The following is a 22,750-nucleotide window of genomic DNA, read 5'->3' as shown; positions in this document are numbered from 1 at the left end:
GGCGCGGGTATTCGTTCCTGCGCCGCGCCAAGCAAAACACCGCCCGAGGGCGGTGTCGTCTCAGGGCTGGCCCGGGCTCAGTAGCGGGCGACTTTAGGGTCCACTTGGGCGGACCAGGCGTCGATGCCGCCCTTGAGGTTGATCACGTCGTCGAAGCCGGCGTTCTGCAGGAACAGCGCCACCTGGGCGCTGCGCATGCCGTGGTGGCAGATGGCGACGATGGTGGTGTCGTCCGGCAGCTCGCTCATCCGCAGCGGGATCAGGTTCATCGGGATATGGACGCTGCCTTCTATCCTGGCAAGCTGGTATTCCCATTCTTCGCGCACATCGAGCAACAGCGTGGCCGGCGCCTGGGCGTCGGCCAGCCGGGCGGCCAGCTCGGGGGCCTGGATTTCGCGCAGCATCAGAAGCTGAACCGGGCGGGTTCCACCGCCTCGAATTTTTTCAGCCGCTCGATACAGGTTTCGAACAGCGCGGTTTCGCGGAAGCTGGTTTCGGTTTCGCGCTGGATCAGCTTGCAGCTCATCACCGGCAGGTCGCCCGCCACCATGATCAGGCGGCCGCCGACGGCCAGCTGGTCTTTCAGTTCCTGCGGCACTACCGGCAGCGAACCGCCGACCACGATCACGTCGAACGGCGCCTGCTCCGGCAGGCCCAGCACGCCGTCGCCTTCCACCAGGCTGACATTGCGGATGCCGGCTTTCTTCAGATTGGCGGCGGCGCGTTCTTTTTGCGCGGCATCGATTTCCACGCTCACCACATGCTTGCCGAGTTTGGCCAGCAGCGCGGTCAGGTAGCCGCTGCCGGTGCCGATTTCCAGAATCTTGTCTGAGGGCTGGATGGCGGCGTCCTGCGCCAGGCGGGCTTCCATCTTGGGCTGCAGCATCTTGCTGCCGTTGGGCAGCGGCAGCTCGGTATCGACAAAGGCCATCTGGCGCTGGTTGTCAGCCACGAAGTCTTCGCGTTTCACGTGAAACAGCAGATCCAGCACGGTCTGATCCAGAACTTCCCACGGACGAATCTGCTGTTCGACCATGTTGAAACGGGTTTTTTCGAAATCCATCAACTTAAACTCCGGAGGGCTGGGAGTCCGCTCCGCCTGGAGAAGGGCTGCGGCGGCAAGGACTCGTGTCATGACGATAACTTGCGATTATCCCATATTTGCCTTACCTTCACAGCATCGCTAGGGGTCCTGCGCCTGGCGTTCGGCTTGATCGGCTACCAAAGTGTAGGACATCGGGCTGAAAGATTAGGGCGCGGGTGAGAAATACCCTTGGAACCTGACCCGGATAATACCGGCGTAGGGAAGCGTCACCTGTCCGGGATAGCCCACCATCCCGCTGCAGCCGGCACCCAGCCGAACCGCTCCTTGCGCCGCTTCATCGCCTTGGAGACCCGCCCGATGAACGCGCCCGTAAACAAGCAGATGGTGGTGGACGCCGCCGCCATCCAGCCGCTTCCCAATTCCCGCAAAATATATGTAGAGGGCAGCCGCTCCGACTTGCGCGTGCCGATGCGCGAGATCAGCCAGTCCGACACTCCCACCCAGTTCGGCGGCGAGAAAAATCCGCCGATCTACGTCTACGACTGCAGCGGTCCGTACAGCGACCCCCAGGCGGAAATCGAGATCCAGAGCGGCCTGGCGCCGTTGCGCGCCGGCTGGATCGCCGAGCGCGGCGACTGCGAGCAGCTTGACGGCCTGTCCAGCGAATACGGCCGCGCCCGTGAAGCCGACCCCAAGCTGGCCGAGCTGCGCTTCAACCTCAAGCGCCAGCCGCGCCGCGCCAAGGCCGGCCGCAACGTCAGCCAGATGCATTACGCCCGCCGCGGCGTCATTACGCCGGAGATGGAATTCGTCGCCATCCGCGAAAACCTCAACCGCAACGCTTATGTGGAATCGCTGAAGTCAGCCGGCAATTCCCGGCTGCTGGAACTGATGACGCGCCAGCATGCCGGCCACAGCTTCGGCGCCAATCTGCCGGAAGAGATCACCGCGGAATTCGTGCGCCAGGAAGTGGCCGCCGGCCGCGCCATCATTCCGGCCAACATCAATCACCCGGAATCCGAGCCCATGATCATTGGCCGCAATTTCCTGGTGAAGATAAACGGGAATATCGGCAATAGCGCGGTAACGTCGTCGATATCTGAAGAAGTGGACAAGATGACCTGGGGCATACGCTGGGGCGCCGACACCATCATGGACCTGTCCACCGGCAAGAACATCCACGAAACGCGCGAGTGGATTCTGCGCAACAGTCCGGTGCCTATCGGCACGGTGCCGATCTACCAGGCGCTGGAGAAGGTGAACGGCAAGGCCGAGGACCTGACCTGGGAGATCTTCAAGGACACGCTGATCGAGCAGGCTGAGCAGGGCGTCGACTACTTCACCATCCATGCCGGGGTGCGGCTGCAGTACGTGCCGCTGACCGCCGGCCGCATGACCGGCATCGTGTCCCGCGGCGGCTCCATCATGGCCAAGTGGTGCCTGGCGCATCACCGGGAAAATTTCCTGTACACCCATTTTGAAGAGATCTGCGAAATCATGAAGGCCTACGACGTGGCCTTCAGCCTGGGCGACGGCCTGCGTCCGGGCTCCGCCTGGGACGCCAACGACGCGGCGCAGCTGGGCGAACTGAAAACCCTGGGCGAACTGACCCAGATCGCCTGGCGGCATGATGTCCAGGTTATGATCGAAGGCCCGGGCCACGTGCCGATGCAACTGATCAAGGAAAACATGGACAAGGAGCTGGAGTGGTGCCACGAAGCGCCGTTCTATACCCTGGGGCCGCTGACCACCGACATCGCGCCCGGCTACGACCACATCACCTCCGCCATCGGCGCGGCGCAGATAGGCTGGTACGGCACCGCCATGCTCTGTTACGTCACCCAGAAGGAACATCTGGGCCTGCCCAACAAGAACGACGTCAAGGAAGGCATCATCACCTACAAGCTGGCGGCGCACGCGGCCGACCTGGCCAAGGGACATCCCGGCGCGCAGATCCGCGACAACGCCTTGAGCAAGGCGCGCTTCGAATTCCGCTGGGAAGACCAGTTCAACCTGGGACTGGACCCGGACAAGGCGCGCGACTTCCACGACGAAACGCTGCCGAAGGACAGCGCCAAGGTGGCGCATTTCTGCAGCATGTGCGGCCCGCACTTCTGTTCGATGAAAATCACCCAGGATGTGCGCGAATTCGCCGCCAAGCACGGCGTCAGCGATGAAGAGGCCTTGCGCAAGGGCATGGAAGTGAAGGCGGTGGAGTTTGTGAAGGGCGGCTCCAAGCTGTACGACAAGGTGTAAGGCCGCGTTGGCGGTCCGGCCGACGGCAAGGCGCCGGCCGGGCGGATGGAAAGAATGCCGTTCACTGGATTTTGCGTGGGCGGCATTTTCTGTTTCGCCGCGGCGGCCGGAATGGCGGTCTGCCGCTCATCGCGGCTGCATTGCCGCGCCCGGGCGGCTAACATGGAGTGGTTGTCAAGCACGGGAGTGAGAGATGGATACCAGCAGCCATTTATTGCCCGGCCTGTTCTGCCAGCTTGGCCTGGCCGACGAGCCGGCCGCCATCCGCGCCTTCATCGCCAGCCATCCGCTGCCGCCGCGCGTTGCGCTCGCCGATGCGCCGTTCTGGAGCGCGTCGCAGGCGGCGTTTCTGCGTCAGGCGCTGGAGAGCGACGCCGAGTGGAGCGAGGCGGTGGATGAATTGGCGGTATTGTTGCAGCAGGCGGTGGGCTGAGCGCGGGATTGTGGATAAACGCGCTCCCGGACGGCAGGCTGTGGATAGATGGATTTCGCGTGATGGTTTGAGTACTTCGCACAGACAAATGGCAGCCTTGGTGGCTGCCGTTTTGCGTCTTCCCGCCGCAGCGGCGGCCGCCATTTTGCTGCGCTATCTTATCGAAATCTCCAATTTTTCAGTGGTTTATTTATCAAAATGGCATTGAATAGCCGGCAACGGCGATATAGCTTTAATAAGATTCATGACAATGGTAGAAGACGGTATGAAGCAGACCGATCAGACCCTGCTGGAGCAGTTGCGCATCACCGAGTTTGAAATCGACCAGCGCAAACAGCTGTTCGCTTTGGCAACGCGCGACGAGTTGCTGCTACGCGCCGCCGGCGTGCTGATAGAGGCGCAATTGGACGAACTGGTGGAGCGTTTCTACGAATTGCAGACCAGCACGCCGGAAATCGCGCTGCTGATTGGCGACGCCGACACCCTGCAGCGGTTGCGCAGCGCTCAGCGTCGCTACGTGATAGACCTGTTCAGCGGCGTCTACGATCTGGAATACGTCAACAACCGCCTGCGCATCGGCCTGGTGCACAAGCGCATTGGCGTGGAGCCCAAGCTGTACTTGGCCGCCATCCATACCTTGCGCTCGCTGCTGTCCGTCCAATTGAGCAAGCTGATCCCCGACGACGATGTGCGCGTGCAGACCCTGTTGTCTATGGACAAGCTAGTGATGTTCGACATCGCGCTGGTGTTCGAAACCTATATCCGCAGCCTGGTGGCGGAAATCGAAACCTCGCGCAACAAGTCGGAGCAGTATGCGCAGGTGTTGGAGGAAAAAGTGGTGATACGCACCCGCCAGTTGGAGGAGCTGTCGCGCACCGATCCGCTGACCAGCCTGCTCAACCGCCGCTATCTGGACGAAACCCTCACCCGGGTGCTGCGCAGTGCGCAGCGGCGGCATGAGAAGGTGACGATGGTGTACCTGGATGTGGACGACTTCAAGGCGATCAACGATACCGAGGGCCATCAGCACGGCGACGAGATCCTGCGCGTGCTGGGCGAAACCATCAACCGCATCTCGCGGGTGGAGGACGGCTGTTTCCGTTACGGCGGCGACGAGTTCTGCATCGTGCTGCCCAATTGCAGCCGCCGCCTGGCGGAGGAAAACTTTGTCCAGCGGCTGCGGGCCGAGCTGGATATCTCGCTGCCGGGCGTGAAGTTGAGCGTAGGCTGCGTCGAGACCGGGCCGGATGATTTCGTCAGCCCGGAAGCGCTGGTGGGGATGGCCGACCAGCACATGTACACGGTCAAGCAGCAGCACCGGCTGGAGAGTGAAACGGAAAAGTTCGGCAAATGACTATAGCCGGCATACCCGGTTGCGGCCGCTCTGCTTGGCCTGGTAGAGCGCCTGGTCGGCCTTCTGCTGCGCGCTGGCGAAGTCGTGCTGATGGCACTGCCATTCGTACACGCCGGCGGAAAAGCTGCAGCGCTGCTCCGGCTGTTCCGGCAACAGAGCCAGTTCGCTGAATTGCTGGCGCAGTCGGTCGGCCACCGCCATGCCGGCTTCGGCGCCGGTATCCGGCATCACCAGGCAGAACTCCTCGCCGCCATAGCGGATCAACAGATCGTTTTCCCTGACGCCGTTGTTGAGCACACCAGCCAGCGCCTGGATCACCAGGTCGCCCGCCGGGTGGCCGTAGCGGTCGTTGATGGACTTGAAATGGTCGATGTCCAGCATGACCACGCAGACTCGTTCGGTCGACGCTTCCAGCGTGCGTAGCCAGTACTGCAGCGCGCGGCGGTTGCCGGTGGAGGTGAGCGGATCGATGTTGGCGGCGTCCTGCAGCCGGCTGTTCTGCCGCTGCAACACGATGTTGAGAAAGCCCACCGAGCCGCAGACCTGGGCGGCGGCGGCCACGGTCAGCGCCAACTGGTGGGCCAGCGTGTGTTCATGCGGCAGGTGTGGCAGGCCCTGGTACAGCCGGAGCAAGTCCGGCGCGTCGCGCCAGATGAATAGCAGCGCGCCCAGCAGGAACAGCAGCGCGGTAGGGCTGAAGCGGTTGTCGCAGATCCGCTGCTCCGCGCGCTGGTACAGCCAGCCGGCGCTCAGATAGAGCGCGGGGATTTCCAGGGCGTCCAGCGCGGTCGCGTACAGGGGCTGCGGCACCCATTTGTCCAGAATCGAGTAGGCACCCACCCACAGCCACAGCGTGTCGGGCAGGCGGATACTGCTCAGCCGGGCGATGATCATCAACTGCAGCGTGATGCCGGCATTGCTCATGCCGCTGCCCAGCGACAGCCAGCCAAGGTGGCGTCCCAGCACCTCGCCTTCCAGCAACATGCCGGCGGCCAGCAGCAGCGAGGCCTGCAGCCAGCGGCGGCGCGGCCGCAGCAGATCGGCGCGCACGCTGTGTTGCCAGGTGATCGCGCCTATGCTGGCGACGGAGAGGGAAACCATGACGAGCGGGAAATTGAACATTCAGGCCTTGTCGGGAAGATGGGCGGTAGCGATTTAATCCTAGCAAAGCCGGTTTTCCGCTGTCACCGCCCAATTTCCGCCGACCGGCTTCAGAAGCGGGCCACCACCTTGCGGCGTATGCTGTAGTCGGGGCGCAGGCTGGCTTCGGTATCGAGGAAATAACGGTTGCTGTCCAGCCAGAAGTGCGGGTCGTTGGTGGCTTGCGGATCGGCCCACAGCTGGAACAGCTGGTGCACTTGTTGGGCGTGGTCGCAGCGCGCCAGCGCTTCGCGGAATGGACGCTCGCTGAACATGCGGGCGATGGTGGCCAGCAGTTGCAAGTGCTGCGGATGCGCCTCCTGCGGCAGCAGCAGCAACAGCAGGCTGTGCACCGGCGCGCCGTCGGGCGCGTCGAAGGCCATGCCGCGTTTCAGGCGCAGAAACAGCGCATGGGCTTCAGTCAGGCCGGGAATGCGGGCATGCGGCAAGGCCAGGCCGTGGCCCAGCGCGGTGCTGCCGGTCTGCTCGCGCAGTTGCAGCGCGGTCTGCAGGGTCTGGCTGTTGAGCGCGTGGCGTTGGCCCAGTTGGCGGGCGGCGTGGTCGAACAGCTGGTTTTTGCAGTCTATGTCCACGTCCAGCAGGATGTCGCTGATGCGGCAGATGTCGGGCAAGCTTTCCATGACGGATGTCTCCAGGGGGAATGACAAGACCATGCTAGGTCGCCCAGCCTAAATTCAAGCTAAATAAACCGCAGCCGGACATCAAAATGCCATCAACGCGACTGGCCCCGCTATGGTTTCGGCTGGATGGCGCCCTTGATGTCGGATGCCTGCCGTTTGAGCTTGTCCACCTGCTCTTTCAACTCCGGATTCAGCAAGGTGGCGGCGGCGCCCATTTGTTTGGCCACGCCCAGCGCGGCGCTGGCCTGCTCCTTCAGTTGCCCCAGCGGCGCGCTGGCGGTATCCACGCCCTGGTGCACGCTGCCGATGGCGGCTGAGGCGGCCTGTTGCAGCTGGGTGGTCTGTTGCGGGTTGCAGCCGGCCAGCGCCAGCGTGGCGCTCAGCAGGAAAATGGGGGTGCGCATGGTTGAGTCCGGTCTGATTATGGTGGTGTGATAGAGAGTTGGCATCGGTGCCGCAAGTTCCATCGCCGGCGGCACCGGGCTGGCATTGCCTATAGTTCAAGCCGGGTTGCCGGCTGCTTGCGGCACGACTTCGGGGAAAGGCAGGTCCGATGAAGCGCTTGCGCCACTTCCGCCGCCTGCTGCGGGCCGGATGGCTGCCGCTGCTGTTGGCTCCCGCGGACGGGATGGCCGCGGAAACGCTGCGGCTGGTCAATTTGTCGCCGCTGGACACGCCGAACATGCTGGCGATGCGCCGGACGCTCGACGCCGCGTTTGCGCATGCGGGGCTGGCGTACACCATAGAATACCAGCCGCCGGAGCGCGCGCTGGCGGCTTTCATGGCCGGAGAGTTCGACGGCGATCCCAATCGCGGGCCGCAGTTCCAGCAGTTCTATCCCGGTGCCATCCGGGTGGAGCCGCATCTGCGCACCTCCTGGTATTACGCGATCAGCGCCTCCACCCAGGTCAGGCCCAAGTCCTGGGCCGACCTGGGCCACTACCACATCGCCTATATGCGCGGACTGCACGGCATCGATCTGATGACCCGCCACGTCGCCAGGCGCGAAACGCCGTATACCCACGACGCCTGCATCAGGATGGCGCTGCTCAGGCGGGTGGATTTATGCATCGTATCCAGCGAAACCGCCGGCCATTGGCCCTTGCAGGAAAAATACGCCAGCCGGGTGCAGGCCACCGCCTTCGAGCATCTGGACATCTATCTATGGCTGGCCCCCGGCGAGCGCGCCGCCGCTGACAAATTGACCCGGGCGATGCAGGGCATGGCCGGCAGCGGCGAGTTGCAGAGGCTGATGGGGCCTTTCCGTTCCAATTGATGCGGACTGGCGACAGCGCATGTCGAAATGACATTGGCAATGTTGCGCCAGGCGGGTAAGTTGATTTCTCCGTCAAGCACAACAGGAGCTCGCCATGATCGCCGTCACCGTTGTCTATCCCAACCGCGCCGCCGCGCGTTTCGACTTTGACTACTATATGCAGCAGCACATGCCCATGGTGCAGCAACTGCTGGGCAGCGCGCTCAAGGGCGTGCAGGTGGAGCGCGGGCTGAGCGGACTGGAGCCGGGCAGCCCGCCGGACAGCCTGGCGCAGGCCCAGCTGGTGTTCGAATCGCCAGAGGCTTTCCAGCGCGCGTTCGCTCCGGTGGCGGCGCGCATCATGGACGACATCGCTAATTACACCGATATCCAGCCGACGATACAGCTCAGCGAGATTCTGCTGCATGAGGAGCGCAAACCCAGCGTCAGCGGCTGGTACGCCTCGGCGGGCTGATCCTTCAGGCCAATATGCGTTCGGCCAGGCCGTCCGGCGCCTGGCTGATGGCCAGTCGCGGCGTGCGGTGCCAGGCGGCCAGTTTGGCCAAGGCGCCGGACAGGTCGTCGGCCAGACGCTGGCTGACGCGCACGCCGGGTTCCAGATGCAGCGACTTCACCTCGAATAGTCCCTGCGCGCGGTGGGCCTTGGCGTCCAGCCGGCCCACCAGCTTGCCGCGGTTGAGGATGGGCAGGGTGAAGTAGCCGTATTTGCGCTTGTGCGCCGGGGTGTAGCACTCGATCTTGTAGTCGAAATCGAACAGCTCCAGCGCGCGCTTGCGGTCCCACACCAGCGGGTCGAACGGCGACAGGATGGCGGTGTTGCCGCTCTTGAGCCGCTCCGCCGCCGCCAGTTCCAGCTCGGCGGCGAGGCTGGCGTGAACGTAGGCCTCGTCGCTCCAGCCTTCCACTTTCACCGCGATCAGTTCGCCCTGATCGGCTAGTTGCGCCAACATCTCGCCGTACGGCGCCCGCTTCAGCCGATAGTAGTCGGCCACCCAGCCGGCCTTGACCAGCCCCAGCGCGCGGCAGCTGTTGCGCACCATCTGCAGCCTGGCTTCTTCCGGCGACGGCAGGTCGCGCGCGTCGTCCCAGCCGGGCAGCACCCGTTCCGCCAGGTCGTAGACGCGCTGGAAGCCGCGCCTTTCCTTCACCATCAGCCGGCCTAGCGTGAACAGTACTTCCAGGTGGCGTTTTTCCGGCTTCCAGTCCCACCAGCCGTTGCCCTTGCCGCCCTTGCGCTCGAAATCGGCGGAGCGCACCGGGCCGCTCTCGCGGATGTGTTCGACGATGTTGTCGATATCGGCGCAGTGTTGCTCCAGCCAGCGCTGCGAATATTTCCAGCCCATGCTTTCGGCGCTCAGCATGCGGTGGCGCAGCAGGCCGTAGTCCTCCACCGGCACGAAGCAGGCCTCGTGCGCCCAATATTCGAACAGCGCGCCTTCGGCCAGCAGCTGTTCCAGCCACTCCTGCGGATAGTCGCCGATGCGGCTGTACAGCACCATATAGGGGCTGCGCGCCACCACGCTGATGGTGTCGATCTGCAACAGCGCCATCCGGCGCACCGCCTCCAGCGCATCGGCCTTGCTTGCCTTGCGGCGTGGCGTGTTCAGCAGGCCCTGGGCAGCCAGTTGCAAGTGGCGGGCTTGTTGCCGCGAGAGGTGGGTGGAGGACATGTTGTGCGCATGAATGGTAGGAGGAAAGACTATAGCAGGGGCGAATGGGGAGTGTCTGCAGGGATGCAAATGGCCAATTCCATGCCATGCCATGGCCGATGGCGGCAGTGTGGACAATTCCAATTCATGCGCATGAAATGGAAAGGATGATCAGCCATCGACGCGGTGATCGCCAATCAGGCGGTGCATGAGCTCCGCCACCAGCGCCATGCGCCGACGCTGCATCGCCAGGTGCGCGAGGTGCTGAAACCGGGCGCGCTCTATCCGATGCGCGATCATTTCGCCGGCGACGGCGGCATGGCCAATGCCGAGCGATACCTGACGGTGGACGAGCAGCGCGCGGCCCGGTTTTGCCGCAGCGGAATTGCCGTTGCGCCAGGGCGGCTTGGCTTTGTTTCGCGCCCGATAACGCTTGTGATATGGCCGCGCCTGTCGTTTAATCCATTGTCATTGCCGCTTGACCGGCATATCAACCCGGACGTCGGATGGCCATCGGCTCCATTTTCTTAGGCGATCTCATGAATACCAGCAAAACCGTGATTCAGCGTTTCAATCGGGAAGTGATAGAAAACGGCGATATGGCGGCCTTTGCCGAACTAGTGGCGCCGGATTTCATCAACCACTCGGCCCCGCCGGGGGTACCCAACGGCCCTGACGGCTTTGCCGGATTCTTCACCGGCATGTTGCACTCGGCCTTGTCCGATATCCGCGTGCTGATACATGAGCAGATCGAAGAGAACGGCAAGGTAGTGACCCGCAAGACCATAGAGGCTACCCACACGGGCGTGTTCTTCGGTCAGGCCGCCAGCGGCAAGCGCATCGCCATTAATGCGATGGACATCGTCGTCGTGCGCGATGGCAAATACGCCGAGCATTGGAGCTGCGCCGATCTGTACGGCGCGATCGCCCAGATCCAGCGCGGCTGAACCCCGCCTGCATGGCGAAGGCCGGATAGCCTTAATTCCCGCTGCGGCGGCTGGCGAAAAACTTCCGCACCAGTTGCTGATAGCTGCCGTCCTGCCGCATTTTTTCCAGCGCCTGGTTGAAGCGCTGCAGCAGCGCCTGCTGGCCGGATTGCTTGTTGACGGCGATGAAGGTCGGTTTGGCCGCCAGGGCCGTCGCTGCGATTGCCAGGCCGGCGCGGCGCTTGGCGGGCAGGGTTTCCATCGCCTCCTGTATGCCCAGCACGGCGTCCAGATAGCCCCTTTCCAGCCGCTGCAGATTCTGCTGGTCGGAGTCTCCGTCGTAGGCGGTGAAGCGGCGTGCGGCGCGGGCATGGTCGAAGTCGTCGCCATAGCTCCATCCGGCCATCACGCCGATGCGCTTGTGGTCGAGGTCGGCCAGGCTGCGGAAGTCCAGCGGCCGCCGCCGCAGGTAAACCACCACGATGCGCTCGGTGAACAAGGGCAGGCTGAAGTCGTAGCGTTTTTCCCGCTCCGCGGTTTTATACAGGCCGCCGACCGCGCTGTTGCTGTTGTCGATCTCGTGCAGAGCCCTGCGCCAGCTCATCGCCTGCACGGTCAGCGGAATGGCGGCTCTGTCGCAAATCTGGCGGATCAGTTCGGGATAGAGCCCTTGCGCGCCGTCACCGCCGCCGGCGTACATGAACGGCGGGTCGCTGGCATCCAGCGCCACCGTCAGGCCATCGGCCGCCAGAATCGGGCTGGGCTGGCCCAGGCAGCCGCAGATCAGCATGGCTTTCAGCCACAGCCGGCATCTCCGGCTGGTCAGCGGGCGCACAGTCATTTCAGGTGGTCTCGCGAGGCCTTGGTCACCTGCTAAGAATAGTCGCAGGACTAGCCGCGAGCCCGGCGGCCGGCAATAAAAAACGGAACCGACGGGTTCCGTTTCGATATGGCGATTTCGGCGGCGCTTACGGATAGACGATGCGCAGCAGGTTGGTCGATCCCGGCGTGCCGAAGGGCACGCCGGCGATGATCACCATCGGCTTGCCCTGCTGAGCCAGGCCCAGCTTGGTGGCGCAGAAGGTGGTCTTCACCACCATGTCCTCCAGGTTTTCCGCGTCCGGACCGTGGTAGGCCACCACGCCCCACACCAGCGTCAGGCGGCGGGCGGTGTCCAGGCTGGGCGAGATGCCCAGGATAGGGGTGGATGGGCGTTCGCGCGCCAAGTATAGGCAGCTGGCGCCGCTGGTGGTGAAGGCGACCGAGACGGTGACCGGCAGCAGCGTGGCCACCTTGCGCACACAGGCGGCGATGGCGTCGGTGCGGTCGGGTTCGTCGGCCACGCTGTAGTCCAGCGCCATCACTTTGCGGTAGTCCGGCGCGTTTTCCACCCGGCGGATGATGCGGTCCATGATCTGCACCGCCTGCAGCGGGAACTGGCCGGCGGCGGTTTCGGCCGACAGCATCACCGCGTCGGCGCCTTCGTACACCGCGGTGGCCACGTCGTTGGCTTCGGCGCGCGTCGGCGTCGGCGCGGTGATCATCGATTCCAGCATCTGGGTGGCGACGATCACCGGGCGGCCCAGGTGGCGGCACTGGTGGACGATGCGGCGCTGCACCACCGGCACGTCTTCCGGCGGCAGCTCCACGCCCAGGTCGCCGCGCGCCACCATCACGCCGTCGGCCAGCGTGGCGATGGCTTCCAGATCGTCCACCGCCGAAGGTTTTTCGATCTTGGCGACGATGCCGGCCTGCTTGCCGACGATCTGCCGCAGCTCGGCCACATCCTGCGCGGTCTGCACGAAGGACATCGCGATCCAGTCGGCGCCTTCCTGCAGCGCGAACTCGGCGTCCTTGCGGTCTTTATCGGTGATGGCGGACATCGGCAGCACGGTGTGCGGCAGGTTGAAGCCCTTGTTGCTGGACATTTCGCCGCCGACGGTGACGCGGGTGGCGATGCGGCGCGGTTCCACTTGTTCCACGTGGAACGCCATCTTGCCGTCGTTCACCAGAATGACGTGGCCGGGCTCCAGTGCGGCGAAGGCTTCCGGGTGCGGCAGGCTGGCGCGCTGGGCGTTGCCTTCGACCTCATCCAGCACGAATTCGTAGCGGGCGCCGGTCTGCACGGTCGTGGGCTGTGGAAATTTGCCGATCCGCAGCTTGGGGCCCTGCAGGTCAAACAGCGCGCCTATCGGCCGCTCCAGCGCCTTTTCCGCGGCGCGGATGGCGGCCAGGCGGGCGCGGTGGTCGTCATGGCTGCCGTGGCTCATGTTGAGGCGGAAGATGTTCACCCCGGCGCGGGCCAGTTCCAGGATCTGTTCCGGGGTGCTGGACGAGGGGCCCAGCGTGGCGAGAATTTTGGTGTTGCGAAGCATGACTGTCCTTTGCGGCCTCCGGCCGGTTAGGTTGGAGCTGAAAGCATATTGCCGGAGCCGCGGCCCGGGCTTGCCGCCCGGCATGGACGGCTGCGCGGCGTTATCAAGGGGACGTTATCCCCGCTTTGCCGCCATGTATCCGATGGTGCCACGCTTGCGCCGCGGCTTCTTTGCGTTGGGTCGAATCCGCGCGTCTTGCGGGGCTGGCGGCGCGCATCGGCGGGGTGTTCGGCATTGTCGTCCATGCTGCCATAACTGCCATGTAGCGGCAGGATTACTTGAAAATCAGGATTTGTGCGTAAAACAACGGTTTATGGTGTTGTTTTTTCTGTATGTGTTATCTGAATGTTCGCTTATTTTCTTATTTTTTCTTTTGTAATAAGTGCCCTGTAATCGACGCAAAGCCTTGTTGCAGTGCGGGATTGCGCGCGGAGGACGGGATCGGCGCGCAAGCCTTGCTGGGCGGGGAAGCCTGCGGCGACGGTCCGGCGTTTTGGCGCCTGGCGCTGGCGGAATGACAGGGTAAGTGCGCGAATGTAGCGCTGCGCTACATTTTTCAATGTATTGATTTTATTGAAAAATATCATGGATTATTTCATTGCCAGGCTTGGTTGCGCTGCGGAAAATGTATTTTTTTTTACCGGATGATTGACAAGCGTGTGTTCGGGAATAGAATTGTCCGAAAATAAAACGAACGTCATAAGCAAAAAAAGCAACATTAGCGCAACGTTGACACCCCCGCTGTTAACCATGCTGCCTTACCGGCAATCAGGAGAAGACACTCATGAGCGATCAGTACGTACTGGCCTTGGACCAGGGCACCACCAGTTCCCGCGCCATCCTGTTCAACCGCAGCGGCGACATCGTGTCGCTGGCGCAAAAGGAATTCCGCCAGATCTACCCGCAACCGGGCTGGGTGGAACACGATCCGCAGGAAATCTGGGGCGGACAGGTGGGCGTGGCGGCGGAAGCCGTGGCCAAGGCCGGCATCGACGGTCGCAGCATCGCCGCCATCGGCATCACCAACCAGCGCGAAACCACCATCGTCTGGGACCGTGAAACCGGCCAGCCGGTATACAACGCCATCGTCTGGCAGGACCGCCGCACCGCAGGCTTCTGCGACGAACTTAAGGCGCGCGGCCTGGGCGAGCTGATCCGCAGCAAGACCGGGCTGCTGGTGGACGCCTACTTCTCCGGCAGCAAGATCAAGTGGATTCTGGACAATGTGCCGGGAGCCCGCGAACGCGCGATGAGCGGCAAGCTGGCCTTCGGCACCGTCGACAGCTGGCTGATCTGGAACTTCACCCACGGCAAGGTGCACGTCACCGACGTGTCCAACGCCTCGCGCACCATGGTGTACAACATCCACACCCAGCAATGGGACGCCGAGTTGCTGGACATCATGGGCATTCCGGCCAGCATGTTGCCGGAAGTGAAGAGCTCGAGCGAAGTGTACGGCCACACCCACGCCGCCCACCTGGGGGTGGAAATCCCGATCGCCGGCGTGGCCGGCGACCAGCAGGCCGCGCTGTTCGGCCAGCAGTGCACCCAGCCTGGCATGGTGAAGAACACCTATGGCACCGGCTGCTTCATGATGCTGAACACCGGCGACAAGCCGATCGAATCGTCGAACAATCTGCTGACCACCATCGCCTGGAAAGTGGACGGCAAGGTGCAGTACGCGCTGGAAGGCTCCATCTTCATCGGCGGCGCGGTGGTGAAATGGCTGCGCGACGGCCTGGGCATCATCCGCCACTCGGCCGACGTCGGCCCGCTGGCGCAGGAGGTGAAGGACAGCGACGGCGTCTACCTGGTGCCGGCCTTCGCCGGCCTGGGCGCGCCGCACTGGAACCCCAACGCCCGCGGCACCATCGTCGGCGCCACGCTGGGCACCAAGGCCGCGCACGTGGCCCGCGCCGCGCTGGACAGCATCGCCTACCAGACCATGGACGTGCTCAAGGCGATGGAGGCCGACGCCAAGATGGGCATCGCCGAACTGCGCGTCGACGGCGGCGCCACCGTCAACGAGCTCTTGATGCAGTTCCAGTCCGACATCCTCGGCGTGGACGTGGTGCGCCCGAAGATCACCGAAACCACCGCGCTGGGCGCCGCCTACCTGGCCGGCCTGGCCGTTGGCTACTGGAAGAACCTGGACGACGTGCAGGGCCAATGGCAACTGGACCGCCGCTTCCAGCCGCGGATGGCGGCCGAAGAGGTGGCCGGCAACGTCAAGGGCTGGCAGCGCGCCGTCAAGGCCGCCACCGTCTGGGCAGACGACCAGTCCTGATTTCCGGCTGAACATGCGATGACCCGCCGCGCAAACAGCGGCGGGCGGGCGACCCCTTTTCTGAAAGACAAAATCATGAATCCTCTGATTGGCGAATTCATCGGCACCGCCTTGCTGGTGCTGCTGGGCAATGGCGTGGTGGCCAATGTATTGCTGAAAAACACCAAAGGCCACAACAGCGGCCTGATCGTGGTGGCCTTCGGCTGGGCGATGGCGGTGTTCGTCGGCGTGTTCAGCGTGGCGGCGATCAGCGGCGCCCACCTGAACCCGGCGGTGTCGGTGGCGCTGGCGGTGGCCGGCAAGTTCGCGTGGAACAAGGTGCCGGGCTATGTGGCGGCGCAGATGCTGGGCGGCATGGCCGGCGCCGGCCTGATGTGGCTGATCTATCGCAAGCACTATGAAACCACCGACTGCGCCGACACCAAGCTGGCCACTTTCTGCACCGGTCCGGCCATCCGCAGCCTGCCGGGCAACCTGGTGTCCGAGATCGTGGCCACCTTCGTGCTGGTGTTCGCCATCCTGTCGATGGTGGCGCCCAAGGTGTCGCTGGGCGCGATCGATGCGTTGCCGGTGGCCCTGTTGGTGCTGGGCATCGGCGTGTCGCTGGGCGGCACCACCGGCTACGCGATGAGCCCGGCGCGCGATCTGGCGCCGCGCATCATGCACGCGATCCTGCCGATTCCGGGCAAGCGCGACAGTGACTGGGGCTATTCCTGGGTGCCGGTGATCGGTTCGCTGATCGGTGGCACGCTGGCGGCGCTGGCCTACACTTTCTAATGGCTGTCGACGGCGCGTTTCCCGGCGCGCCGTTTTCCTTTTTTGTTCGTTTTTCGCGTCGCGCGCATCGGCCTTGCCGCTATTCCCTTCATATCGAAAAGTCTTGTTATACAAGGCTTGCATGTCTGTTTTCCAGCTTGGTTCCGCCATGATTGCTTTGCCTAATTGCCGAACTTTGCGGCGGTAGTGTCGTAAAAGCGAAAAATAACGAAAGAAAAATGTATTATTTGTGTTCCATGTTAGCTATTGTGGATAGAATAAAGGCGGTAGATCAAGCAAGGACGGGGCAATGGACGTATACGATTTGATGGTGATTGGCGGCGGCATCAACGGCGCCGGAATTGCGCGCGACGCGGCCGGCCGCGGCCTGTCAGTGGCGCTGTGCGAGAAGGACGATCTGGCCTCGCACACCTCATCGGCCAGCACCAAGCTGATCCACGGCGGCCTGCGTTACCTGGAGTACTACGAGTTTGGCCTGGTGCGCAAGGCGCTGCAGGAGCGCGAAGTGCTGTTGAAGGCGGCGCCGCACATCATCTGGCCGCTGCGCTTCGTGATGCCGCATGCGCGCGACCAGCGGCCGGAGTGGATGATACGCGCCGGCCTGTTCCTGTACGACCATCTGGCCAAGCGCGAAGTGCTGCCCGGCTCGGAAACCGTCAGTTTCGCCAGGCATCCGTCGGGCGCGCCGCTGAAGGACGCCTTCAAGCGCGGCTTCGTCTATTCCGACGGCTGGGTGCAGGACGCGCGGCTGGTGGTGCTCAACGCGATGGACGCCGCCGAGCACGGCGCCAAGATCCACACCCGCACTGCCTGCGTGGCGGCGCGCCGCGACGACGGCCACTGGCTGTGCACGCTGGAGCGCGAGGACGGCAGCCGCTTCGAGGTGCGCGCCCGCGCGTTGGTCAACGCCGCCGGCCCCTGGGTGCAGAGCCTGATCGAAGACAAGCTGGCGATGCCGGCCAGCAAGTCCATCCGCCTGGTCAAGGGCAGCCACATCGTGGTGAAGAAACTGTTCGACCATCCGTTCGCCTATATTTTCCAGAACCCGGACCAGCGCATCATCTTCGCCATCCCGTACGAGAAGGATTTCACGCTGATCGGCACCACCGACGTCGAATATCACGGCGATCCGGCCCAGGTGGCGATAGACGCGCAGGAAATCGCCTACCTGTGCGAGATGAGCAACCGCTACTTCCACAGCCAGATCGGCCCGCAAGACGTGCTGTCCACCTATTCCGGCGTGCGCCCGCTGCTGGACGACGCCGCCGACAACGCCGCCAGCGTCACCCGCGACTACGCGCTGGAGACCGACCTGGCCGGCGCGCCGCTGCTGTCGGTGTTCGGCGGCAAGATCACCACCTTCCGCAAGCTGGCGGAAGAGGCGGTGGACAAGCTGGCGCCGCTGTTGGGCAACCGCAAAGCCAGTTGGACCGCCGACGCGCCGCTGCCGGGCGGCGACATGCCGGGGGCCGATTTCGGCCGTTTCCTGCAAGGCCTGCGCCAGCGCCATCCCTGGCTGCCGGCCCCGCTGGCCGAACGCTGGGCGCGCGCCTACGGCACCCGCGTCGGCAAGCTGATAGCCAAGGCCAGTTGCCTGGCGGAGCTGGGCGCGGAGATACTGCCTGGTTTGTACGAGGCGGAACTGGAGTATCTGGCGGAGCACGAATGGGCGACGCGCAGCGACGACATCCTGTGGCGCCGTTCCAAACTGAGGCTGCATCTGCCGGCTGACGCCGCCGAGGTGGTGGACCAGTGGCTGGCGCGGCGTCTGGCCGCCAGGCAAGAGGTTTTGAGCGCCTGATTGTTGCGCGTCGTCGATTCAAGCCCGGCTGAAGCCGGGCTTTTTTCTTGGCTTATTCGATGTCGGCCAGCTCCGCCATCCGCGTCGGCGTCGGCTGGGCCGTCGGATCGAGCTTCAGTTCGGTCAGCATGAACGGCGGCTTGTGGCCCTCGGCCAGCAGGAAGGCGGCGACGAAGTCGTCGAAGCGGTTCTTATCCTGAAAGCTGACCATGCCGTAGTTGGGCTCGAAGAAGCTGTACGTTCCGCCGCGACTGGACATGGCCATCGTGTGTTCGGCGGTGCGGAACACCAGCGCGCCGTCGCCGTGCGCGGGCAGGCGCGCGCATAGCTGGCGCTCGGCCGGCGTCGCGCCGGGTTTGAGGATGTCCACGCTGGCATCCATGCCGTTGCGCTTGCCCCAGCCATCGACCGCCTGCAGGTAGTTGCTCATGTCCTGCTTGGGGCTGCCGGTATTGGCGAACTGGCTGAATTGGAAGTCCTGCATCTTCTTCAGCTGGTTGAGCAGCGGGATGCGCGTCTGGCTGAGCGGAGAAGGCGCCCCGTTGCCACGTGGCCCGCGCGCCAAGCTGTCGCTGGCGGCCACCTGGGCTATCCATTCCAGCTTGTTTCCGCCGTTGCCGGTTTTCAGCTGTTCCTCGGCCCAGGCGTAGGAAAGGCCGTTGCACACGCCCTCCTTCATGTCGGTCAGTCCCAGCTTGGCCAAGTCGGCGCGGCAGGGTGTCAGTACCGCATGCTTCTGGTCGAAAACCAGCTTCTGGTCTGCGCCGCCTTGGGCATTCAGCGTTTTTTCGAAAGGATTGGCTAGCAGCATGCGCATGCGGTCTAGCAGGCCGCCGCCGTGGCGGCTGACCACCGCGGGCTGGAAGCCAGGCACGTCGATCGGCGAGTTGCCCAGCGCGCGAATGCGGGCGGCCAGCGGGGATGCCGGTGCCTGGGCCGCATCCTGGCGCAGGGTTGAGAGGCCGGATGTCTGGACTATGGAGGAATGTACTTGCATGACAAAGCCCTTCGCGGATTGATAGCCGCAGTGTCTGCGCTTGGGTTCCGCCGGTCTTGCAGATTTCGTCGCCCGCTAATGCCCCATTAGCACAAGTCGTTTCCCTGGCGGCCGCGCCTTGTTTAGCATGGTCCCCCCCAGATTCGCCAGGAGCGCCGCATGCAGATATCCCTCACTCCCCGCCTATTGGGCCGCTTGCCGCAGATGCGGGTGGCCGGGCTGATCGCGCTTGATATCGACAGCGCCGCCTTGCCGCCCTTGCTGCCGGCGCTGGTCGACACCGAACGCGACGTCGACGCGCTGCTGCTGCGCTGGAAACAGCTGTATCTGGAGCTGCCGGGGGACAAGAAGGCGCGCTGCTCGCTGGAATACCTGGTGAAGGCGGTGCGGAAAGACAAGCTGCGCAGCATCCTGCCCTTGGTGGATTTGTACAACCAGGCGTCGCTGATTAGCTTGGCCCCGTTCGGCGGCGAGGACATCCGTGCGTTGGGCGGAGAATTGGCGCTGGACCTGGCCTTGGGCGACGAACCCTTCCTGCCGCTGGGCAGGGACGAGGCGGAAAACCCGCAGCCGGGCGAGGCGGTCTGGCTGGGCGGCGGGCGCCAGGTGGTGTGCCGCTGTCTGAACTGGCTGGAGTCCGACCGCTTCAAGCTGACGGAGCGAAGCCGCGACGCGGTGTTCGTCAGCGAACGGCCGGATGCGGACTTCCCGGACGGCGAGGCGGGCATGGACTGGCTGGAGGCGCGGCTGCGGCCGCACGCCGGCCGGCTGCAGCGCTTCCGCCTGGATGCGCGGCAGCCGCTGTTCCGGCTATAGCCGGAACTTGCCGACCATGGTTTGCATGCGCTCGGCCAGCGAGCTCAGGCTGACCACGGTGCCGCGCAGTTCGATGGCGGACTGCGAATTGTCCGCCACCATCTGCGCCACGGTTTCAAAGCGCTGGGCGATGCTGTTGCAGACGGCCTTCTGCTCGGCGATGGCGTCGCGGATCTGGACGACGCCGCCGTTGGCTTCATGCACGCTGTCGTTGGCGGCCTGCAGATTGCCCATCACCACTTCCATGGTGCCGCGGCTCTGCCGGGTGGCGGAAATGCCGTTCTGCACCGTGTTGCCGACCGATTGCGCGCCCTGGTTCAGCTGTTCGGTCACATTCTTGATCTCGCTGGCGGCCTTGGCCGAGTTTTCCGCCAGCTTGCGCACCTCGTCGGCCACCACCGCGAAGCCGCGGCCCTGTTCGCCGGCGCGCGCCGCTTCTATCGCCGCGTTCAGCGCCAGCAGATTGGTCTGTTCGGCGATGTCCTTGATCTGATTGGTCAGTTGGCCGATGGACTGGGTGCTGTGCTGGAAGGCCTGCGAAGCGTCGTCCACCTGGCCCATCACCTTGTCTATCACCTCGGCCTGCTGGTGCAGCCGGGTGACTTCGTCCAGGCCGTCGCGGGTCTTTTGCGCGCTGGTGTCCGAGTCCTGGCTGATGCGCGCGGTCTGGTCGGCGATGGTGTCTATGCTGGTGGCCATCTGCTCCAGCGAAGCCGCGTTGCTGGAGATGGCGTCGTTCTGCGTTTCCGCGCCATGGGCGAGCGTGTGCGCGGCGCGGCTCAGTTCCTGGCTGGTGTCGCTGACCTCCCTGGCGGCGTTGATCAGCTCGCGGATCAGCGCGCCCAGGTTGACGCGCACGGTTTCGCTGCAGGCGGCGATCTGGCCGATCTCATCCATCCGTCCGCTGACGCAGGGGCGGGTGAAATTGCCCTGCGCCAGCAAGGTCAGGTCCTCCACCAGCCGCTGCGCGCGCGCGATGATGGTGCGGTTGACGTAGTACAGGAAAAAGACGATGCCCAGCACCGTGCCCAGCGCCATGGCGATGGCCACCCGCCACAGCGCGCCGTTCGCGCGCTCCACGGCGTTGGCCGCGGTGGCCTGGGCGCGTTTGCTCAGCAAGTCGCTGGCCTGGGTCAGCAGCTCGGTGGGCGGGCGGTCCATGCCGGCAACCTGCTTGTCGCCCACCTTGGCGTCGCCTGCCGCCTGTTTGAACGCGTCCAGGCCCTTGCGGTAGTCGTCGCCCATCTTCTGGTGGGCGGCGACGAATTGCTGCAGCAGCTGCTGCGCCTGCGGGTCGGAGACCGAGGCCGCCAGTCTGTTGCCTTCGTCGCGAACCTGCTGCTCGCGCTGCTGGAAATTGTTCCAGTATTTGGCCAGTTTGGCCGGGTCCTGGCCGCGCAGCAGCGTGTCTTTCCATTCCTGCACCTGCTTCTTGAAGTCCACCTGCATGGTCAGCACCTGCTGCATGCTGCGCTGGTCGGCGCCCACCTGGTCGCGGAACTCGCGGATGCCTCCCCACAATTGGAACAGGGAGAAAACCGAGGTGGCCAGCAGGATGCCGATCACCAGGGCAACGATCAGTGCCAGTTGCCGGGCTAGCGAGGTTTGGCGATTCATTGCGACGCTCCGTACAAAACATCCTGCTCTAGTTGTAGGGCAGTTGCCGGTCGGTTACGAAGAAATACTTAATCATTTCAATTATTTCCCGATGACGACCGTCCGGGCATGGACGCGGCGGAGGCGGTTTGGTGAAGCGGAACTCGGCGGGCGCGGTGTGGACGGAGGCGGTGTGGATAAGTTCAGCGTTCGACGCCGGTTGTGGATAAGAGCGGGGCGCGGCCCCGCCCTGAGGTTTACAAGGCCAGGGCCGGTTCGGCCTGCTGGGTAAGGTCCAGCCGCGGCAGCGCCCGGCCCTTCTGGTCGAACACTTGGCAGTGGCGCGGATCCAGCGCCAGGTGGCGGCGGCTGCCCAGCGCCGGTTCGGCCTCGTGGCCGGGCAGCTTCACCGCGATCGGCTCGCCGACCCCTTCACACAGCGCGTAGACGATCTGCTGGTCGCCCAGGTGCTCTACCAACTGCACCGTCACCGGCAGGCCGGATTCGGCGAAGAACAGATGCTCGGCGCGCACGCCCAGCGTCGCCGCGCCGTCGCCGCCGTCGCCGTCGCCGAAGGGCAGCGCCAGCCGGTAGCCGCCGGGCAGTTCCAGCTCCAGGCCGGCGGCCTGTTGCTGCAGCGCGCGCGCCGGGATGAAGTTCATTCTGGGGGAGCCCAGGAAGCCGGCGACGAAGCGGTTGGCCGGGCGGTTGTACAGCTCCAGCGGCGTGCCCACCTGTTCGATGCGGCCGGCGTTGAATACCGCGATGCGGTCGCCCATGGTCATCGCTTCCACCTGGTCGTGGGTGACATAAATCATGGTGCTGCCCAGCTCCTTGTGCAGCCGCGCCAACTCTATCCGCATCTGCACCCTGAGCGCGGCGTCCAGATTGGACAGCGGCTCGTCGAACAGGAACACGCCGGGTTTCCTGACGATGGCGCGGCCGATGGCGACGCGCTGGCGCTGGCCGCCGGACAGCGCCTTGGGCTTGCGCTCCAGCAGGTGTTCGATCTGCAGCGTCCGCGCGGCGCGGCTCACCGCGGCGTCGATCTCGGCCTTGCTCTTGCCGGCCAGTTTCAGGCTGAAGGCCATATTGCCGCGCACCGTCATGTGCGGGTACAGCGCGTAGCTCTGGAACACCATCGCCACGCCGCGTTTGGCTGGCTCGATGTCGTTGGCCAGCTTGTCGTCTATCCGCAACTCGCCGGCGCTGATCTCCTCCAGCCCGGCGATCATGCGCATCATCGTCGATTTGCCGCAGCCGGATGGACCGACGAACACCATGAACTCGCCATCGCGGATGTCCAGGCTGACATCGTGGATCACCGCGTTGCCGTCGTCGTAGGCTTTGTGGATGTTTTTCAGTGACAGTCGGGACATCT

At 64.3% G+C, this 22,750-nt stretch carries 23 protein-coding genes and 1 riboswitch; of the genes, 11 read left to right on the top strand and 12 right to left on the bottom strand.

Annotated features, from left to right (window positions below):
* Window positions 1-77 precede the first annotated feature (77 nt).
* Together BI344_RS04175 and BI344_RS04170 are read right to left on the bottom strand one after the other, a co-directional pair.
* Entirely contained in the window at window positions 78-404 is a 327-nt protein-coding gene (locus BI344_RS04175) for a rhodanese-like domain-containing protein (protein WP_193430953.1), read from the bottom strand.
* Window positions 404-1,063, bottom strand: a complete 660-nt coding sequence (locus tag BI344_RS04170; protein ID WP_071111664.1) for a protein-L-isoaspartate O-methyltransferase family protein — start codon at window positions 1,061-1,063, stop codon at window positions 404-406. Before BI344_RS04170 ends, BI344_RS04175 begins: the two co-directional genes overlap by 1 nt.
* Before the next feature lie 112 nt (window positions 1,064-1,175).
* A riboswitch (TPP riboswitch) is annotated at window positions 1,176-1,324 on the top strand.
* Window positions 1,325-1,402: 78 nt separating this feature from the next.
* Here BI344_RS04170 and thiC point away from each other — a divergent pair.
* The 3 genes from thiC to BI344_RS04155 all read left to right on the top strand — a co-directional run bounded on the left by thiC (window position 1,403) and on the right by BI344_RS04155 (window position 5,088).
* Entirely contained in the window at window positions 1,403-3,301 is a 1,899-nt protein-coding gene (gene thiC, locus BI344_RS04165) for a phosphomethylpyrimidine synthase ThiC (RefSeq protein ID WP_071111663.1), read from the top strand.
* Window positions 3,302-3,494: 193 nt separating this feature from the next.
* The gene (locus BI344_RS04160) at window positions 3,495-3,734 is read left to right on the top strand and encodes a DUF2789 domain-containing protein (protein WP_071111662.1); all 240 of its coding nucleotides are present in this window, start codon (window positions 3,495-3,497) and stop codon (window positions 3,732-3,734) included.
* Window positions 3,735-3,978: 244 nt separating this feature from the next.
* The gene (locus tag BI344_RS04155) at window positions 3,979-5,088 is read left to right on the top strand and encodes a GGDEF domain-containing protein (RefSeq protein WP_241499249.1); all 1,110 of its coding nucleotides are present in this window, start codon (window positions 3,979-3,981) and stop codon (window positions 5,086-5,088) included.
* On the opposite strand, the gene BI344_RS04150 is transcribed toward BI344_RS04155, so the two are convergent.
* From BI344_RS04150 to BI344_RS04140, 3 genes are all read right to left on the bottom strand, one after another.
* On the bottom strand, window positions 5,089-6,189 hold the full coding sequence (locus BI344_RS04150) for a GGDEF domain-containing protein (RefSeq protein WP_206600320.1): 1,101 nt from the start codon (window positions 6,187-6,189) through the stop codon (window positions 5,089-5,091).
* A gap of 110 nt (window positions 6,190-6,299) precedes the next feature.
* On the bottom strand, window positions 6,300-6,869 hold the full coding sequence (locus BI344_RS04145; RefSeq protein ID WP_071111659.1) for a PTS sugar transporter subunit IIA: 570 nt from the start codon (window positions 6,867-6,869) through the stop codon (window positions 6,300-6,302).
* A 110-nt stretch (window positions 6,870-6,979) separates the two neighbouring features.
* The gene (locus BI344_RS04140) at window positions 6,980-7,273 is read right to left on the bottom strand and encodes a lipoprotein (protein WP_071111658.1); all 294 of its coding nucleotides are present in this window, start codon (window positions 7,271-7,273) and stop codon (window positions 6,980-6,982) included.
* 149 nt (window positions 7,274-7,422) lie between these two features.
* Between BI344_RS04140 and BI344_RS04135 the strand changes: the two genes are divergently transcribed.
* Both BI344_RS04135 and BI344_RS04130 read left to right on the top strand, forming a co-directional pair.
* Window positions 7,423-8,145: a substrate-binding periplasmic protein gene (locus tag BI344_RS04135; RefSeq protein WP_071111657.1), complete on the top strand. Its 723-nt coding sequence runs from the start codon at window positions 7,423-7,425 to the stop codon at window positions 8,143-8,145.
* A 94-nt stretch (window positions 8,146-8,239) separates the two neighbouring features.
* Entirely contained in the window at window positions 8,240-8,599 is a 360-nt protein-coding gene (locus BI344_RS04130) for an EthD family reductase (protein ID WP_071111656.1), read from the top strand.
* A 4-nt stretch (window positions 8,600-8,603) separates the two neighbouring features.
* Here BI344_RS04130 and BI344_RS04125 read toward each other — a convergent pair whose 3' ends face one another.
* Window positions 8,604-9,815, bottom strand: a complete 1,212-nt coding sequence (locus BI344_RS04125; RefSeq protein WP_071111655.1) for a winged helix-turn-helix domain-containing protein — start codon at window positions 9,813-9,815, stop codon at window positions 8,604-8,606.
* 165 nt (window positions 9,816-9,980) lie between these two features.
* Between BI344_RS04125 and BI344_RS04120 the strand changes: the two genes are divergently transcribed.
* Window positions 9,981-10,325 (top strand): hypothetical protein, encoded by a 345-nt coding sequence (locus tag BI344_RS04120; protein ID WP_071111654.1) that lies wholly within the window; start codon window positions 9,981-9,983, stop codon window positions 10,323-10,325.
* 8 nt (window positions 10,326-10,333) lie between these two features.
* Window positions 10,334-10,741, top strand: coding sequence for an ester cyclase (locus BI344_RS04115; RefSeq protein ID WP_095210774.1), 408 nt, complete (start codon window positions 10,334-10,336; stop codon window positions 10,739-10,741).
* Between the two features lie 31 nt (window positions 10,742-10,772).
* On the opposite strand, the gene BI344_RS04110 is transcribed toward BI344_RS04115, so the two are convergent.
* From BI344_RS04110 to BI344_RS23685, 3 genes are all read right to left on the bottom strand, one after another.
* Window positions 10,773-11,561 (bottom strand): substrate-binding periplasmic protein, encoded by a 789-nt coding sequence (locus tag BI344_RS04110; protein WP_083370057.1) that lies wholly within the window; start codon window positions 11,559-11,561, stop codon window positions 10,773-10,775.
* Between the two features lie 127 nt (window positions 11,562-11,688).
* The gene (pyk, locus tag BI344_RS04105; RefSeq protein WP_071111651.1) at window positions 11,689-13,095 is read right to left on the bottom strand and encodes a pyruvate kinase; all 1,407 of its coding nucleotides are present in this window, start codon (window positions 13,093-13,095) and stop codon (window positions 11,689-11,691) included.
* Between the two features lie 353 nt (window positions 13,096-13,448).
* Window positions 13,449-13,682, bottom strand: coding sequence for a hypothetical protein (locus BI344_RS23685; protein ID WP_139166877.1), 234 nt, complete (start codon window positions 13,680-13,682; stop codon window positions 13,449-13,451).
* A gap of 197 nt (window positions 13,683-13,879) precedes the next feature.
* Here BI344_RS23685 and glpK point away from each other — a divergent pair, with 197 nt between their 5' ends.
* From glpK to glpD, 3 genes are all read left to right on the top strand, one after another.
* On the top strand, window positions 13,880-15,382 hold the full coding sequence (gene glpK / locus BI344_RS04100; RefSeq protein WP_071111650.1) for a glycerol kinase GlpK: 1,503 nt from the start codon (window positions 13,880-13,882) through the stop codon (window positions 15,380-15,382).
* 75 nt (window positions 15,383-15,457) lie between these two features.
* Window positions 15,458-16,159, top strand: a complete 702-nt coding sequence (locus tag BI344_RS04095; RefSeq protein WP_071112062.1) for an MIP/aquaporin family protein — start codon at window positions 15,458-15,460, stop codon at window positions 16,157-16,159.
* Window positions 16,160-16,448: 289 nt separating this feature from the next.
* Entirely contained in the window at window positions 16,449-17,960 is a 1,512-nt protein-coding gene (gene glpD, locus BI344_RS04090; protein WP_071111649.1) for a glycerol-3-phosphate dehydrogenase, read from the top strand.
* Between the two features lie 52 nt (window positions 17,961-18,012).
* On the opposite strand, the gene BI344_RS04085 is transcribed toward glpD, so the two are convergent.
* Complete coding sequence (locus tag BI344_RS04085) at window positions 18,013-18,957, bottom strand: YopT-type cysteine protease domain-containing protein (protein ID WP_071111648.1); 945 nt, start codon at window positions 18,955-18,957, stop codon at window positions 18,013-18,015.
* 159 nt (window positions 18,958-19,116) lie between these two features.
* Here BI344_RS04085 and BI344_RS04080 point away from each other — a divergent pair, with 159 nt between their 5' ends.
* Window positions 19,117-19,773, top strand: coding sequence for a B3/B4 domain-containing protein (locus BI344_RS04080; protein WP_083338611.1), 657 nt, complete (start codon window positions 19,117-19,119; stop codon window positions 19,771-19,773).
* On the opposite strand, the gene BI344_RS04075 is transcribed toward BI344_RS04080, so the two are convergent.
* Both BI344_RS04075 and BI344_RS04070 read right to left on the bottom strand, forming a co-directional pair.
* On the bottom strand, window positions 19,768-21,390 hold the full coding sequence (locus BI344_RS04075; RefSeq protein ID WP_071111646.1) for a methyl-accepting chemotaxis protein: 1,623 nt from the start codon (window positions 21,388-21,390) through the stop codon (window positions 19,768-19,770). The two genes, BI344_RS04080 and BI344_RS04075, sit on opposite strands and share 6 nt — an antisense overlap.
* A gap of 236 nt (window positions 21,391-21,626) precedes the next feature.
* On the bottom strand, window positions 21,627-22,748 hold the full coding sequence (locus BI344_RS04070) for an ABC transporter ATP-binding protein (protein WP_071111645.1): 1,122 nt from the start codon (window positions 22,746-22,748) through the stop codon (window positions 21,627-21,629).
* Window positions 22,749-22,750: the final 2 nt, after the last annotated feature.

Origin of the sequence: Chromobacterium sphagni (assembly GCF_001855555.1) — a bacterium.
GTDB lineage: Bacteria > Pseudomonadota > Gammaproteobacteria > Burkholderiales > Chromobacteriaceae > Chromobacterium > Chromobacterium sphagni.
The sequence above is the reverse complement of the archived record's forward strand: the minus strand, read 5'-3'. Positions and strand labels throughout refer to the sequence as shown.